Raw genomic sequence first — 14,422 nt, 5'->3', positions numbered from 1 at the left:
AACGAGCGCCGTCATGCCGCTGCCCTCGCAGGGCGCGGCGGGCCGTTCAGAAGGTCGTGGAAAGCGCTGACGAGGTTGCCGTACCAGAAGCGCCCGGCGACGGTGAGGTCGGCCGTCCCCTCGTCCAGAACGAGCAGGCCGGCCTGCTGCCACTGTTGCAGCAGGGGGAGCAGCAGGGGCGCCAGATCGCGGCCCGCGATGCGCTCCAGCCGCTCCAGCTCGAGATGGCCGACCTCGAACGCCGCCGTGACCGCATGGCGCAGCGCCGCGTTGCCGTCCCGTCCCGTCATCATCGCGATCGGCTTCTCGCCGGCACGCACCGCCATGGCGTGGCGTTCGAGATCTCCCGTCAGCATGTAGCCATGCCCGCCGAGCGAGCCGCCGGCACCCGAGCCGTAGGCCAGGCAATCGGCGCCCTCCTTGATCAGCAGGTTGTAGAGATTGCGCTCGCGGGTCGTGCGGCCCCAGTGATTGTTGCTCAACTGGCGCCAGTTGCGGCGCCTGAGGAAGGCTGCGCCCTCGGCGTAGAGCCCGCCGAGATCGGACAGTTCCGCAATGGACGGGAACTTTCCAGCGGAGATCGCGGTAGCGAGCGGCGTGCCGGGAATGAGGTTCAGCCCGTAGAGATCGATCCCGTCCGGCTCGAGCGCCGCCGCCGTGTCGAGATCCTGCCGCCAGATCTCGGGGTCCTGCCCCGGCAGCCCGTAGATCAGGTCGATCACCAGCGCCGCCCGGTCCCGCGCCCGCAGGTCCGCGAGGAAACGGATCGCTTCCTCGCGCGTCGAACGCCGGCCCTGCCGGCGCCTGACCTGCGTATCGAAGCTCTGCACGCCGATCGAGAAGCGATTGGCGCCAGCCTCCAGGCAGGCGTCGATCTTCTCGGGATCGAAATGGATGATGCGGCCCTCGACCGTGATCTCGCAATCCGGGGCGAGAGGAAGGCTCGCGCGCACGGCCTTGAGCAGGCGCGACAGCTCGTCTGCGCTCAAGGCGCTCGGCGTCCCGCCGCCGAGATAGACGGCATGCACGGGAACCCCGGCAATGGCCGCGGCACCGGCTTCGCGGCCGATCTCCTCAATCACGAGATCGACATAGCCCGACGCCTGCGCGCCGACATAGGCGTTCCGGTAGAAGCCGCAAAACAGGCAATGATTGGCGCAGAACGGGACATGGATATAGGCGAGGCGCTTGCCGCGCTCGCTCGCCTGCGCCAGCAGAGAGCGCCAGCGCCCCTGGACCTCATCCGGCTCCACCGGGCCGCCGCCGCGCGCTGGCATCACCGCCCGGCGCGCCTCGAAGGCATCACGGAGGGGGTTCGGGCCGATCCTGGCGAAATACGGCCCGATATCGGCAACACCCACCATGAAGCCCCCTTTCGCCGCCCGATGATCCAGGGCGGCGAAGTGTTAGCGAGCAATGCAATGGAGTTGTTTGCGATAGCACAAACAGAAAAAGTTATTTCTAATATTTATATTGTAATAAATTAAATCTATAAGGTATTAATCAGATTATACCCGATACAAAGCGCTGGAAAATAGCAGCCATGAATAGGTCTATTCTAATAAGATTTACCCTGCCGATACCACCACTGGCAGCCATAGGAAACGGTCTTGAGCGAAAGGCGATTGGCGGCCCGTAGCAAAGAGCCGACTGACATGCTCCGATCGGTGGTGGAGGTGTTTCCCTAGGCGGGGCCGGCGGTGTCGCGCGTCAGCACGAAGGCTGCGCCGGAGAGCATGAGAGCCGCGACGGCGAGAGCCGGGAACGGTCCGGGCCTGCTGCCGATCCAGAACAATCCGTAACCGATAGCCATGCCGATGCAGGACAGCGCCTTGGCCTTGCGCGGGATCGCGCCGCGCTCGCGCCAGTCGCGCAGCAGCGGCCCGAAGCGCGGATTGCGCAGGAGCCACTCCTCCAGCCGGGGCGAGGAGCGCGCGAAGCAGGCGGCGGCCAGGATGAGGAAGGGCGTCGTCGGCAGGACCGGCAGAAAGGCCCCGACGAAGCCGAGCGCCACTAGGCACCAGCCCAGCGCGAGGAAGCCCGCACGCCTCATCGGGCCTTGGCCTCCCGTGCCGCGGCCGGCGGAAGGCGGACATGCTCGGGCCGGAAGCCGAGGCCGATCAGCCGGCCGGCGAGGCGGGAGAGGATCGGCCAGCGCGCGATATAGCGCATGAAGGCCGGCGGGCCGGCGCGCTTCGCCTCGTCGCCCTCGCGTTTTCTTCTGTCGCGCCGCATCATCAACTGGAGCTTCTGCGTCGCCCTGGTGGGGAACCGGCGGCGCGCCTCGACGGCGGCGAGGTGCCGGTCGGAGACGATGCCGTCCCGCAGCAGCGCGGCGAGGATGTTCGCGGCCGCGACCGCGTCCTGGATCGCGAGGTTCACGCCGACCCCGCCGATCGGGGACATGGCGTGAGCGGCATCGCCGATGCAGATCAGCCCGGGCCGCCACCAGCGCGCGAGCCGGTCAATGCGCACGCTGAGGAGATGGACGTCGTCCCAGGAGCGCACCTCCCGCATGCGCTCGGGCGGCAGGGGCGAGACGGCGGCGACGGCGGCGCGGAAGGCGTCGAGGCCCGCTTCCTTCACCTCGGCGAAACCGCCCTTGCGGACCACATAGCCGCATTGCCAATAGTCGCCGCGATCGACCATGACGAAGCCCTGCCGCGGCCCGCCGTGACCCATCGTATAGGGCGGGTCGTCCGGCTGCCGGGAGAACTTCATCCAAAGCACGTCGCTCGGGCTGCCGAAGCGCTCGACGATGAGCCCGGCCTTCTCCCGGACGATCGAGTTGCGCCCATCGGCGCCGACCACCAGGCCGGCGCGCAGCATCAGCGGACCGTCGGGCGCGGCGGCGCGAATCCCGACGACCCGGCCGTCCTCCTCGATCAGTTCGGTCACCTCAGTCTGCATGACGAGCCGAAAACCCGGATGGCGCCCGGCTTCCGCCGCGACGAAATCCAGGAAATCCCATTGCGGCATGAAGGCGATGAAGCGACACCTCACCGGCAGGCGCGAGAAATCGGCAATCGTGACATCGGCGCCGCCGATCTCGGCATGCAGGCGAGGCGCCCGCGTATGCGGCAGCTTCAGCAGATCGTCGAGCAGGCCGAGCTCGGCCATGACCTCCAGCGTCGAGGGGTGGATGGTGTCGCCGCGGAAATCGCGCAGGAAATCGGCGTGCTTCTCGAGCACCGTGACCGCGACACCGGCCCTGGCGAGCAGGAGGCCCAGCATCAGGCCGGCCGGACCCGCTCCGACGATGACGCAGCGGGTTTCGTCCGCTGCGGCACCGACACCGCCGCTGGTGGGATCGCCGGCGCGATCGGCCTCGTCGCTCTGAATCACATGGCCGAACTCCACCGGTGCTTCGAAACAGCACCATACTCAACCCAACCCCGCAAGACCCGCATCGAGCTCCTCCATCAAATGATAAGTTATAAAGTTACATCACTGGCGCCCGGACTCCAATATCCCCCTGCTCTCTATGCTCGTGACGGATAGGAGACGGATCCGAGCGGGAGCGACCATTTGGCAACAGGCGGGCGAACGGCCCCACACCGCTCTCCCGTGAACCGGATCACGCTTCTTGCGGACTTGCTTCGGGAAAGTGGAGAGCTCTTCTGACGGAAAGAGGAGCATTTCATGGGCAAGCTGCAGCGCCGGTTTGGGAAGGATTTTGAGGCTGAATTATGAAAATATGAAAAAATATACAAAACATATTATAAATCTTCTTCGACAATCGCGAAAACTACTACATGTTAAGCTGACTGAAGCGCGATGGCGATGCCCTGACCGACGCCGATGCACATCGTCGCGAGCGCGCGCCTCTTGCCGGTCAGCGAAAGCTCCAGCGCTGCGGTGCCGGCGATGCGGGCGCCCGACATGCCGAGCGGATGGCCGAGCGCGATGGCGCCGCCGTTCGGGTTCACATGGGCGCCGTCCTCGGCGATGCCGAGCTCGCGCAGCACCGCGATGCCCTGGCTGGCGAAAGCCTCGTTGAGTTCGACAATGTCGAAATCGCCGGGCTTCAGGCCAAGCCGCGCGCAGAGCTTGCGCGTGGCCGGGATCGGCCCGAGGCCCATGACGCGCGGCGCGATGCCGGCCGTGGCGCCGCCGACGACACGTGCCAGTGGGGTCAGGCCGTATTTCACTGCCGCCTTCTCCGAGGCGACGATCAGCGCCGCCGCGCCGTCATTGACGCCGGACGCATTGCCGGCCGTGACGGTGCCGCCTTCCTTGCGGAACGGGGTGCCGAGCTTGGCGAGCTTCTCCAGCGTGGTGTCGCCGCGCGGGTGCTCGTCGCTCTCGACGCGGATGGGATCGCCCTTGCGCTGCGGGATCAGGACGGGGACGATCTCCCTGGCGAGCCGGCCGCTCTGCTGGGCCGCGACCGCCTTGAGCTGCGAGCGCAGCGCGAAGGCGTCCTGGTCGGCCCGGCTGATGGCGCAGTCGGCGGCGACGTTCTCGCCCGTCTCCGGCATCGAATCGACGCCGTACTGCGCCTTCATCAGCGGATTGACGAAGCGCCAGCCGATGGTGGTGTCGTGGATTTCCGCCTGGCGCGAGAAGGCGCTCTCGGCCTTGGGCATGACGAAGGGCGCGCGCGACATGCTCTCGACGCCGCCGGCGATCATCAGCTCGGCCTCGCCCGCCCTGATCGCGCGCGCCGCCGCGATGACGGCATCCATCCCCGAGCCGCAGAGCCGGTTGATGGTGGTGCCCGGCACCTCCTTGGGCAGGCCGGCGAGCAGCAGCGACATGCGCGCGACGTTGCGGTTGTCCTCGCCCGCCTGGTTGGCGCAGCCGAAGATCACGTCGTCGACAGCCCCGAAATCGAGCTGCGGATGCCGCTCGACCAAGGCCTTCAGCGGCACGGCGCCGAGATCGTCCGCTCTCACAGAGGACAACGAGCCGCCGAAGCGTCCGATCGGAGTGCGGACATAGCCGCAGATGAAAGCCTCGCTCATCGTCTCACCCAAGATCCCACTTGAAGGTCTTCGTGTACACGGAAGGCCTTCGGTTTGCCTCACCCATCGCCGCAATCGCCATGCCAGCACTGGCAGGAAGGTTGCAAGGCTTCGCAAACCAGCCTCCTCGTACCGATCGCCGCTGGAGCACGATATCGTTGTTCGGCCGCGCTGGCACACTGATTGCGGCACGCGGTCGCCGATCTTCGCATCCAGGGCATCGTCCCCGAGGATATTGGTGATCATCCGCGCCCCCTCGTCGAGCAGGACCGCCGCGACGACATAGGGAACCTTGTCTCGGTATGCCGCCGTCGGCGCCCGCCTGACGATCGTGAAGCTCTCGATACGGCCAAACCCGCCGGCCTCCACCTGATCGAGATCAGCTTCCCAGCAGGCCGCGCAATGATGCCGGGGCGGAAACTGAAACGACCGGCAGGCGCGGCATTTCTGGAGAAGCAGGCGTCCTTCCCGGGCCGCGGCCCAGTATTCCCGTGAGTCGCCGTTCGCAGGGCTTGGTTCGTTCGTCGTCACGATGAGCTCCTGCGCGCAGGGGTTTTGCTGAAACGGGAGGGGATGGAGCACCCTCGAATGGGCTTCAATGCGCAACGGCCCGGGCCATCGGGGGCAGGCGCCGAAGCGCTGCACGGCTCGCCGCCAGCTCGGCTTCCTTTTGCCGGCGTCGTTGCAGCGACGAGGGGATGTTCATCGCTTTCCGAGTATGGCGCAAACCGCTTCTTTCGCAGACGGGCGGAAGGCGTCTACGACATGGTCGACCTTGCCTTTCGCACCGAAAAGATGACCGACTTCATCCGGGCGCATCGCAAGGCGCATGACGGCGCTCCCGTTTACGGACTTGGCTATTCGAATGGGGCCAACATCCTCGCTTCGGTGATCTTCGAGGCGCCTGAACTGTTCGACCGTGTTGTGCTGATGCATCCGCTGATCCCGTGGGAGCCTGAGGCGAATGCTGCGCTGAAGTCTCTCGATGTGCTGATTACCGCCGGCCGGCATGACCCCATCTCGCCGCTGCCGCTGACCGAGTCCCTGGCAAGGTATCTTGCAGAACAGGGCGCCAAGGTTGACCTGCGATTGCACGATGGCGGCCACGAAGTCCGCCCGCAGGAAGCAGACTTCATCACCACCTTCCTCAGACGAGACCCGTAGGCCCGTTTGTGGAGCAGGACGCATGACCTGCGACCCTTTTCTCCCGCGGTCTGAGGGAGGGTCCCGAGTTTGATTTCTGGCCTCAAGCGGCCGGCTTTTCCAGCGCGGATTTGAGGGCGAACTCGGCGGGCGTGACCAGCCATCGGACAAGCGATTGGGTTGCATGCCCCTGCAGCCAGTCGGATATTGCGCTGGACATCACCGGTGCCGAAGATATCGCCGCCTCCGTCCGCCGCTGTTCGACGGTGGCGTCGGTTGCCGCCGACGGGTGCCGCGCAACAAGCGCCGGCTTTCCTTCCTCCCGAGAAGAAGCGGAGGAAGGAAAGCCGGCGCGCCATCGTCGCCGGCCGCCAAAGGGACTTCGGCCGCGACTAGAGCAGGTCCGGTGTCACGCCTCCTCTTGGCCGGCATGGCCCTCCGGGTCGCGCAGGATATGAGAGAGGTCCGCGCATTCGTGATCTGGCGACCCTGGCTCGCCGACGCCCCGCGGTCGATCCGCATCCTGTCGGGGCGCGGGGGAATGGCCAGCCCTGCCTCCAGGGCTTCAACGAGACCCTATGCCTGGTGGCCTCGCCTTTAGCCTGGATCAGGATCCGGAGCCTGGCCGATGAGCCGGCGGTATCAGCCATGGCCGTAATCGTCTGCACCACCATCGCCCGGACCCTGGCCATCGCGCGGATCGTGGCAGCGGAGCCAGTCCCGCAAGCGACCAGTCGGTCCGTCGCGTTCCTTCTGCTGGCGTAGGGCGACCTTGACGGTGTTGCGCCCGAACCGGCTCGGCGGCGGTGAGAAAGCCTCCGGCGCCGCATCGCTCGCCAGCAGGTTCCGTACCGCGCGCTTCGTCGCCACCAGTCCGGGATCTCCAAAGCGGTCGAGCAGATCGGCGAAACGGTCGAAGGCATCGCGGTCGAACGGCCGTGGCTGCCCCATCGCATCCCTGAGCGGGTGGACCGGCACCAGATGCGCGCAGGGCACATGACCGGCGGGCACCGGCTCGGTCGCGGCATGGGTGCGGCCCGCCCGCAGCAATTGCGGCAGCACATGGGTATGCGGGCCTTCCGGGCTCCTGCCGTCGGCCGGCGGGATCGGCTGATAGACCTCGCAGCGGCCGATCCGGGCGATGAAGACGCGGTGCGGCCCCGCCGCGACGATCGCCGGCATGGCCTGGTTGCCCGGCTCGAACAGGGAACGGCCGGCCTGGGCGCGCAGCAGCCCGATCAGGGCGGGATCTGCGGTCCGGATGCAGATATCCGCCTGGAGCGTGCCGAGCCCCATGTCGAACAGGATCGCGCCGGCATCCGCCGCGCGCAGCGCCTCGCTGTCGGGACCGAGGTCGGTCAGAACCGTGCGCCGGCTCATCGCACAGGCTTCTTCCGGCAGGCAGAGTGCGACGCGGTGGCTCCAGATCGTGCCGATCGCCGTCTCGGAAGCGAAAAGCCGCACGCCGTCGAGCCCGCCGAAGCCGATGCCGCCGCGCGCCGTGGTCGCCGCGAGACGGCCAGGCTCGTCGACGATCGCGACCGGCTCGCCGGGATCGCGCATGAACTCGGCGATGGCGCCGAAGGTGCCGAGATTCCATTGGCTGGTTTCGTCCAGGAGATGCGCGCGCAGGACGGCACGGATCGCTTCGCTATCGGTCATGGCTTACTCCCCAGGGCAGGAGAAAGGGCTCGCCTTCATGGCTGCCGCGCAGCACCGCGATGCCGAACACCGCCTTGAGGCGCCGGTCGTCGAGGACCTCGGCCGGCGGTCCGGCGGCGACGAGCCTCCCCCGATCGATCAGGGCCAGACGGTCGCAGAAGCGGGCGGCCAGCGTCAGGTCGTGCAGCACGACGACGACGCCGGCTCCGCCCCGTGCCGTGCGGCGCAAAAGCTCCATCACCTCGAGCTGGTGCAGCGGGTCGAGCCCGGCGAGCGGCTCGTCGGCGAGAAGATAGAGGGCCTCGACCGCCAGCGCCCGGGCCAGCAGCACACGCCGCTGCTCGCCGCCCGAGAGCGTGCCCAGCGTCCGGTCGCCGAGATCGGCGGCGTCGCAGGCTTGCAGGGCCCGTGCGATCGCAGCGTCATCGGCCGGCGACAGCCCGGAGAAAGGGCGGCGGTACGGCAGGCGCCCCAGGCCGACCACGGCCTCGACCGAGAGCGGCCAGGCCGCCTCGCCGCCCTGCGCCAGATAGGCGACGCGCCGGGCGAGCGCCTGCCGGCCGAGCGCGGCGGCCGTTTCGCCGTCGTAGCGCACCGTGCCGCCCGCCGGCGGGCTCAGGCCGGCGAGGACGCGAAGCAGCGTGGTCTTGCCGGCACCGTTGGGGCCGACGAGGCCGAGGCATTCGCCCGGCCTCACATCGAGATCGACGTCGCGCAGGATCGGCTTGCCGCCGAGCGAGACGGTGATGGCGCGGGCCTCGACGGTCATCGCGCCTCCCGCCGCATGCGGTCGACCAGGCTGAACAGGAAGGGCGCGCCGATCAGCGCCGTCACCACGCCGAGCTTGAGCTCCGGCCGGATCGGCGCCAGCCTGAGCGCCGTATCGGCGGCGAGCACCAGGATGGCGCCGCCGAAGCCGCTGACCGCCAGCAGCCGGCCGGGCCGGTTGCCGACCAGCGGCCGCAGCAGATGCGGCACCACGAGGCCGACGAAGCCGATCGCGCCCGCAACCGCGACGGCGCTGCCGACCGCCAGCGCCGTGCCGCCGATCAGCCGGGCGCGCAAGCCGGCGAGGCCGACACCGAGGCTGGCGGCGGTGTCGTCGCCGAGCGTCAGCGCGTCGAGGGCCGAGGCCGTCGAGAGCAGCAGGCCCCAGCCGACGAGCATCAGCGGCAAGGCGAGCAGGACATGGGTCGGGCTGCGGTCGGCGAGCGAGCCCATCAGCCAGAACACGATCTCCAGAGCGGCGAAGGGGTTGGGCGCGAGGTTGAGCGCGAGCGCGGTCGCGGCACCGGCGAAGCTGTTGAGCGCGACGCCGGCGAGGATCAGCGTGGTGGTGCCGGCCCCGCGGCCGAGCAGGATGAAGAGCACGAGCGTCGCGAGCACCGAGCCCGCGATGCCGCCGAGCGGCAGGGCGAGCGCGAAACCGGCCGAGAGCCCGGAATAGAAGGTCAATACCGCACCGAAGGCGGCGGCGCTGGAGATGCCGATGACGCCGGGCTCGGCCAGCGGGTTGCGCAAGAGCCCCTGCAGCGCCGCGCCCGAGAGCCCGAGGCTGAAGCCGACGAGCGCGCCGAGCAGGGCGCGCGGCAGGCGCAACTCCCACAGCACCAGTGCCGGAAGCGTCGGCCGGCCGGCGAGAAGATCACCGAGAGCCGCGCCGAGATCGAGCGGTGCATAGCCGATGGCGACCGAAAGCACGAAGACGGCGAGCGTCGCCAGCGCGAGCAGCGCGACCAGCAGCATGAGCGGCGGGGTCCCTCTCATCGGGCTTCCCCGGCGGCCCTGGCGAGCAGATCGACGGCGTCTAGCACGCTCGGCCCGGCGCAGGTCCACAGCCGCGACGGCAGGGCGACGAGCGTCAGCCGCGCGCCGAGCTTGCGGATCAGCGGATGGTGCAGGATCTCTGTGGCGAGCGAGGGCGGCCCATCCGGCGTGTCGTTGAGGATCAGCATCTGCGCCCCGCCGAGCGCCACGGTCTCCAGCGCGATCCGGCCATAGCTCTCGATGCCGAGGCTGGCGGCGATGTTATCGAGGCCGGCGGCGTTCAGGATCTCGTCGACCAGCGAGCCGCGCCCGACGGCGAAGCCGTTGGGCTGCAGGACGATGGCGCGGAGACGGTGGGCCGGTCGCCTCGCGGCGATCGCGGCGAGGCGCGCATCGATTTCGGCGATCAGCGCGGCGCCGCGCGCCTCCTCGCCGATGAGCGCCGCCATCTCCGCGATCTGGGCGCGCATCTCGGCGAAGCTGCGCGGCACGCCGAACTCGCGCACCGGGATGCCGGTGCGTTTCAGCAGCGCGACCGTCGTGCGGGTGGTATAGGCGCCGGCGACGACGAGGTCCGGCTTCGCCGCCAGGACCTCCTCGGCGAGGCCGTGATTGACCCCGACCGCGCGGGCCGCCTGCGCCATGTTGGCATTGCGCGGATCGCGCGAGAGCCAGGTGACGGAGGCGATGCGGTCGCGGCCGGCCAGCCGCAGGACGAGTTCGTCCGTGCACAGGTTGAGCGAGACGATGCGCTCGGGCTTCGGCTTGGCCGAGAGCGCTCCCGCCGCGGTGCCGGCCAGCACCGCGGCGAGAACGATCGTCGAGCGTCGCGCGCGAAAAAGCCTCATCCGCCCAAGGCTACCCTGATCCCGCCGAAAGCGCCGAATCCAGGCACGAGGAAGCCGACCGGATTCTCCCAGCGCTTGTCGAACAGGTTGTCGACGCGACCGAAGACCGTGACCTTGTCGGTCGCCTTGTATTCGGCGACGAGGTTGACCAGCGTCGCGCCCTTGGCCTTGAGGCGCGGCACCGAGAAGTCGCGGTTGCCGTCGACCCAGGGGCCGACATAGAGCACTGTCGCCGAGAGGGTGAGCTTCTCCATCGGCGTCCAGGTCGCGGTGGCGCTGGCCTTGTGGCGCGGCCGGCGCAGCAGTTCCTGCCGGGCGATCTCGTCCTTGGCCAGCGTGAAGGTGTAGTCGGCGCGGATGCGGAACTGCGGCGAGATCTCCAGCGCGGCGAAAGCCTCGGCACCCTTCGTCTCGGCCTTGCCGACATTGGCGTAGGAATCGAAGGTCGCGTTGGTGACGATCAGGTTGTCGATGTGGTTCTGAAACCAGGTCGCGCCGAATTGCAGTTTGCGGTCGAAGAGCGGCTGCTCGAAACCGACATCCCAGCCGCGGCTCTCCTCCGGCTTCAGGTTCGGGTTGCCGTGGAAGTTGAAGCCCGGGCGATAGTCGACGAAGAGCTCGTTCAGCGTCGGCGCCTTGAAGCCGGTGCCGTAGCTCGCCTTCAACCTGGTTTCCGTGCCCGGAACGATGACGGCCGGCGCGATGCGCCAGGTGGTGTGCCCGCCATAGCTGTCGTCGTCGTCGTGGCGGATATTGGCGGCCAGGAAGAAGCGGTCCTGGATATTGCCCTGGTATTCGAGGAAGCCCGCCTTGTTGCCGTTGGAGGCGGTGAGATTCGTCGTCTCCAGTCGCTCGCGCTCGTATTGCAGGCCCATGATCAGGTTGTGGCCCTTGGCGATCTCGTAATCGCCGCGCCAGTCGACCTTGGTGCGCTCGCCGCGATAGTCCGTCGGCAGGCCGAGAAGGCCGAAGGCGTTGGGGGTGCGGCTGAAGCGATCCTGGTTGGAAAAGGAGACGCCGTAGCGGTTGACGAAGCGCCCGGCGAACGGGTCCCAGACCACCTCGCCACGGGTCAGGAACTGCCCGTAGTTCTGGCTCGAGCGATACGGCGTCGGGCGGCTCGGGAAGCCGGCATCATAAGTGTTGAGGAACTTGCCGTCGGTATAGCGGCCGGTCCAGTTGAGCCTGAGCGTGTCGGTGAGGGCAAAGCCCAGCCGGCCGGAATAACTATAGCTGTCGAAGGCGTCCGGCCGCACGCGCTGGCCTGGAGGGGTGAGCTGCTTCGGCACGGTATCGTTCGAATCCGAACGGAAATGGCTGACGTTGAAGGCGTAGTCGAAGCGGTCGTCACCGCCGCTGAAGCCCGCCGCCTGGTTGAAGGTGCCGTGCGAGCCCGCCTCGACGCGGGCTGTGACCTTCGGCGGCCCCTCGCCGCGCTTCGTCGTGATCGAGATCACGCCGCCGATCGCATTGGCGCCGTAGAGGCCGCTCTGCGGGCCGCGCAGCACCTCGATACGCTCGATGTCGTCGGTCGTCATCGAGCCGAAATCGAAGGAACGGTTCGGCGTCGCCGGGTCGTTGGCCTCGATGCCGTCGATCAGCACCTTGACGTGGTTGGAATTGGTGCCGCGCATGAAGACCGAGGTCTGGCCGCCCGGCCCGCCGGTCTGGACGATGTTGAGGCCGGGCACGGCGGCAAGCGCCTGCGGCAGGGTGCGGCGCTGCTGCTGCGCGATCTCCTGCGCCGTGACGACGGTGACGGAGCTTGCGACCTCGCGCGCCGGGGTCGGCCTGCCGGTCGGGCTGACGACGATCTCGTCGAGGGCGATGGCGCCCTGCCCGGCCGGCGGCGCCGGCTGACTCTGCGCGAAGACCGGGCCGGCGGCGCAGGCCAGGCCGAGAAGCGAAACGGAAAACAGGAGACGGCCGCATCCCGCGGCGGGCTGGAAGGGGATCACGCTGGAGACCTCGGGCGTTGACGTCAGTGGCACGTCACCGCGAACGCGATCTCCCATCGGCCGCGCGAAAGGCGGCGAACGGTCGAATCAGCGATCGGCTCACCCCGTCCGAACGTGTCCGCGTGTGACCACGGCTGACGGCAGGTCTCCTGGCTCGCGGGTCGGTGCCCTTCGCCGCCTTCCCAGGTCCGAGGCCCCAGTGGCGTCTGGCGAAAGGCTCGCCGCTTACAGTTGCGGGGGCAGCCGCGGCATGAGGAGGCACCCCCCGCACCGCGTTCCCTTTTGATCCCGTGAGGGAACCGTCCCGAAGACGGGTAGAGCGGAAATGCCGCGGCGTCAATGATACCAACGGTAGCCGGAATCCGGACCAGCCTCGCTCTCGAACATCTCGATCCTCGCGGCGCTTATTGACAATCCTCTGCAACTGTTCCCACGGCGACGCATATGCAGTCGGATTCTCATCCTGCATGTCCGCCGCAGCAGGCTGGCTCCGCGGATATACGATCGTAGGATAAAACAGCTAGGACGAATTTGTGACACAACCGAAGTCTGCCCGCATAGGGGATCAGCTTTCCTCAACGAAAACCCGATTTCGTCGTTCGGCGATCATCGGCAGGCTCATGGAAACCAACAGCGTGACTGCGAGCACCAGCAGGACAGCGCTGATCGGGCGGGTGATGAACACGCTCAAGTCCCCGTCGGCCAGGATGAGGGCGCGGCGGAAATGTTCTTCCAGCATCGGGCCGAGGATAAAGCCGAGGATGAACGGAGGAATCTCACAGTCGAGCTTCGAGAGCGCGTAGCCGAGCAACCCCGAAATGATTATCTGGTAGACGCCGAAGGTAGCGTTGTTCACGCTATAGACGCCGATGCAGCAGAACACCAGGATGGCGGGGAATAGAACATGGTATGGTACCCGCAGCAAGGAGACCCAAACCCCGATCAATGGCAAGTTGAGGATCACCAGCATCGCATTGCCGATCCACATTGACATGATCAGGCCCCAGAACAGGTCGGGTTTGTTGTTGATGACGTTCGGCCCGGACTCGATCCCCTGCATGATCATTGCGCCTATCATCAGCGCCATCACCGCGTTGGAAGGCACGCCCAGCGCCAGCATCGGAATAAAAGAGGTCTGGGCACCGGCGTTGTTGGCGGATTCGGGCGCCGCGACCCCCTCGATTGCGCCTTTGCCGAATTCGGCAGCATTGGACGACACTCGCTTTTCGAGATTATAGGCGACGAAGGACGACAGCATGGCGCCGCCGCCCGGCAGTACGCCGAGGACCGATCCGATCGCCGTTCCCCGGATCGATGGCGGAATAATCCTTTTGAAATCGCTGAGTGAAGGCCAGATGCTGCCGACCTCGCTGATCGTCCCCTGCGACTCGTCTGTCGCCTCGAAGTTGCGGAACATCTCGACGATGCCGAACGTGCCGACGGCAATCGCGACCAGGTCCAGCCCGTCGAACATCTCGGGCATCCCAAAAGTGAAACGCTCGGCGCCGGTGTAGATATCGCTCCCGGTCAAGCCGAGCAGCAGGCCGAGCGTGACCATGCCAATCGCCTTCAGCACCGACCCCGACGCCAGTGCGATGGAAGACACCAGCCCGAGGGTCAGCAGCGCGAAATATTCCGCCGCTCCGAAACTGAGGGCGACCGTGGTTAGAGGTATCGCGACGAAGGCGATGAGCAGCGTCGCCATGCTGCCGGCGAAGAACGAGCCGAGCGCCGCGGCTGCGAGCGCTGAACCCGCCTTGCCCCGCCGCGCCATCTGATAGCCATCGATGGTGGTGACCGATGATGCCGCCTCCCCCGGCAGGTTGATCAGAATTGCCGTGGTTGAGCCGCCATACTGGGAGCCGTAATAGACCCCCGCCAGCATGATCAGCGATGTGGTCGGATCGAGGCCGAAGGTCAGCGGCAGCAACATAGCGATGGTGGCGAGCGGCCCCAGCCCCGGCAGCACACCGATCGCCGTTCCCAGCAGGACGCCGGCGAAGCAATAGCCAAGGTTGATCGGCTGGCCGGCGACGGAGAGTCCGAGCGCGAGATGATCGAACATTTCCATGTTCGC

At 67.4% G+C, this 14,422-nt stretch carries 11 protein-coding genes, 1 pseudogene and 1 riboswitch; of the genes and pseudogenes, 1 reads left to right on the top strand and 11 read right to left on the bottom strand.

Annotated elements, in window-relative coordinates:
- Positions 1-11: 11 nt before the first annotated feature.
- The 5 genes and pseudogenes from hutW to M9917_RS21760 all read right to left on the bottom strand — a co-directional run.
- Positions 12-1,364 carry a heme anaerobic degradation radical SAM methyltransferase ChuW/HutW gene (gene hutW / locus M9917_RS10100; RefSeq protein WP_297253287.1) on the bottom strand — a complete coding sequence of 451 codons (1,353 nt, stop codon included), beginning with the start codon at positions 1,362-1,364 and terminating at the stop codon, positions 12-14.
- Between the two features lie 320 nt (positions 1,365-1,684).
- Positions 1,685-2,053 (bottom strand): YbaN family protein, encoded by a 369-nt coding sequence (locus tag M9917_RS10095; protein ID WP_297253285.1) that lies wholly within the window; start codon positions 2,051-2,053, stop codon positions 1,685-1,687.
- Positions 2,050-3,261 (bottom strand): FAD-dependent oxidoreductase, encoded by a 1,212-nt coding sequence (locus M9917_RS10090; RefSeq protein ID WP_465246373.1) that lies wholly within the window; start codon positions 3,259-3,261, stop codon positions 2,050-2,052. The genes M9917_RS10095 and M9917_RS10090 overlap by 4 nt, the downstream gene beginning before the upstream one ends.
- A gap of 497 nt (positions 3,262-3,758) precedes the next feature.
- Complete coding sequence (gene pcaF, locus M9917_RS10085; RefSeq protein WP_297253281.1) at positions 3,759-4,967, bottom strand: 3-oxoadipyl-CoA thiolase; 1,209 nt, start codon at positions 4,965-4,967, stop codon at positions 3,759-3,761.
- A gap of 249 nt (positions 4,968-5,216) precedes the next feature.
- Positions 5,217-5,498: pseudogene (locus M9917_RS21760) on the bottom strand (Zn-ribbon domain-containing OB-fold protein); the annotation flags it as partial.
- Positions 5,499-5,555: 57 nt separating this feature from the next.
- Between M9917_RS21760 and M9917_RS10075 the strand changes: the two are divergent.
- Positions 5,556-6,131, top strand: coding sequence for an alpha/beta hydrolase (locus M9917_RS10075; RefSeq protein WP_297253277.1), 576 nt, complete (start codon positions 5,556-5,558; stop codon positions 6,129-6,131).
- Positions 6,132-6,752: 621 nt separating this feature from the next.
- Here the strand turns inward: M9917_RS10075 and M9917_RS10070 are convergent.
- From M9917_RS10070 to M9917_RS10045, 6 genes are all read right to left on the bottom strand, one after another.
- Positions 6,753-7,772, bottom strand: coding sequence for a DUF6925 family protein (locus tag M9917_RS10070; RefSeq protein ID WP_297253275.1), 1,020 nt, complete (start codon positions 7,770-7,772; stop codon positions 6,753-6,755).
- Positions 7,762-8,541 (bottom strand): ABC transporter ATP-binding protein, encoded by a 780-nt coding sequence (locus M9917_RS10065; protein WP_297253273.1) that lies wholly within the window; start codon positions 8,539-8,541, stop codon positions 7,762-7,764. The genes M9917_RS10070 and M9917_RS10065 overlap by 11 nt, the downstream gene beginning before the upstream one ends.
- Positions 8,538-9,539: a FecCD family ABC transporter permease gene (locus M9917_RS10060; protein ID WP_297253271.1), complete on the bottom strand. Its 1,002-nt coding sequence runs from the start codon at positions 9,537-9,539 to the stop codon at positions 8,538-8,540. The genes M9917_RS10065 and M9917_RS10060 overlap by 4 nt, the downstream gene beginning before the upstream one ends.
- Positions 9,536-10,387: an ABC transporter substrate-binding protein gene (locus M9917_RS10055; protein ID WP_297253269.1), complete on the bottom strand. Its 852-nt coding sequence runs from the start codon at positions 10,385-10,387 to the stop codon at positions 9,536-9,538. Before M9917_RS10055 ends, M9917_RS10060 begins: the two co-directional genes overlap by 4 nt.
- Positions 10,384-12,378: a TonB-dependent receptor plug domain-containing protein gene (locus M9917_RS10050; RefSeq protein WP_297253268.1), complete on the bottom strand. Its 1,995-nt coding sequence runs from the start codon at positions 12,376-12,378 to the stop codon at positions 10,384-10,386. Before M9917_RS10050 ends, M9917_RS10055 begins: the two co-directional genes overlap by 4 nt.
- A gap of 89 nt (positions 12,379-12,467) precedes the next feature.
- Positions 12,468-12,664: riboswitch (cobalamin riboswitch) on the bottom strand.
- Between the two features lie 246 nt (positions 12,665-12,910).
- Positions 12,911-14,416: a tripartite tricarboxylate transporter permease gene (locus M9917_RS10045; RefSeq protein WP_297253266.1), complete on the bottom strand. Its 1,506-nt coding sequence runs from the start codon at positions 14,414-14,416 to the stop codon at positions 12,911-12,913.
- Positions 14,417-14,422: the final 6 nt, after the last annotated feature.

The organism is Bosea sp. (in: a-proteobacteria), assembly GCF_023953965.1.
Taxonomy (GTDB): Bacteria; Pseudomonadota; Alphaproteobacteria; order Rhizobiales; family Beijerinckiaceae; genus Allobosea.
The sequence above is the reverse complement of the archived record's forward strand: the minus strand, read 5'-3'. Positions and strand labels throughout refer to the sequence as shown.

Coding starts and splice junctions, on each gene's coding strand:
- hutW (WP_297253287.1), bottom strand. CDS start 1,364: ATGGTGGGTGTTGCCGATATCGGGCCGTATTTCGCCAGGATCGGCCCG.
- M9917_RS10095 (WP_297253285.1), bottom strand. CDS start 2,053: ATGAGGCGTGCGGGCTTCCTCGCGCTGGGCTGGTGCCTAGTGGCGCTC.
- pcaF (WP_297253281.1), bottom strand. CDS start 4,967: ATGAGCGAGGCTTTCATCTGCGGCTATGTCCGCACTCCGATCGGACGC.
- M9917_RS10075 (WP_297253277.1), top strand. CDS start 5,556: ATGGGCTTCAATGCGCAACGGCCCGGGCCATCGGGGGCAGGCGCCGAA.
- M9917_RS10070 (WP_297253275.1), bottom strand. CDS start 7,772: ATGACCGATAGCGAAGCGATCCGTGCCGTCCTGCGCGCGCATCTCCTG.
- M9917_RS10065 (WP_297253273.1), bottom strand. CDS start 8,541: ATGACCGTCGAGGCCCGCGCCATCACCGTCTCGCTCGGCGGCAAGCCG.
- M9917_RS10060 (WP_297253271.1), bottom strand. CDS start 9,539: ATGAGAGGGACCCCGCCGCTCATGCTGCTGGTCGCGCTGCTCGCGCTG.
- M9917_RS10055 (WP_297253269.1), bottom strand. CDS start 10,387: ATGAGGCTTTTTCGCGCGCGACGCTCGACGATCGTTCTCGCCGCGGTG.
- M9917_RS10045 (WP_297253266.1), bottom strand. CDS start 14,416: ATGGAAATGTTCGATCATCTCGCGCTCGGACTCTCCGTCGCCGGCCAG.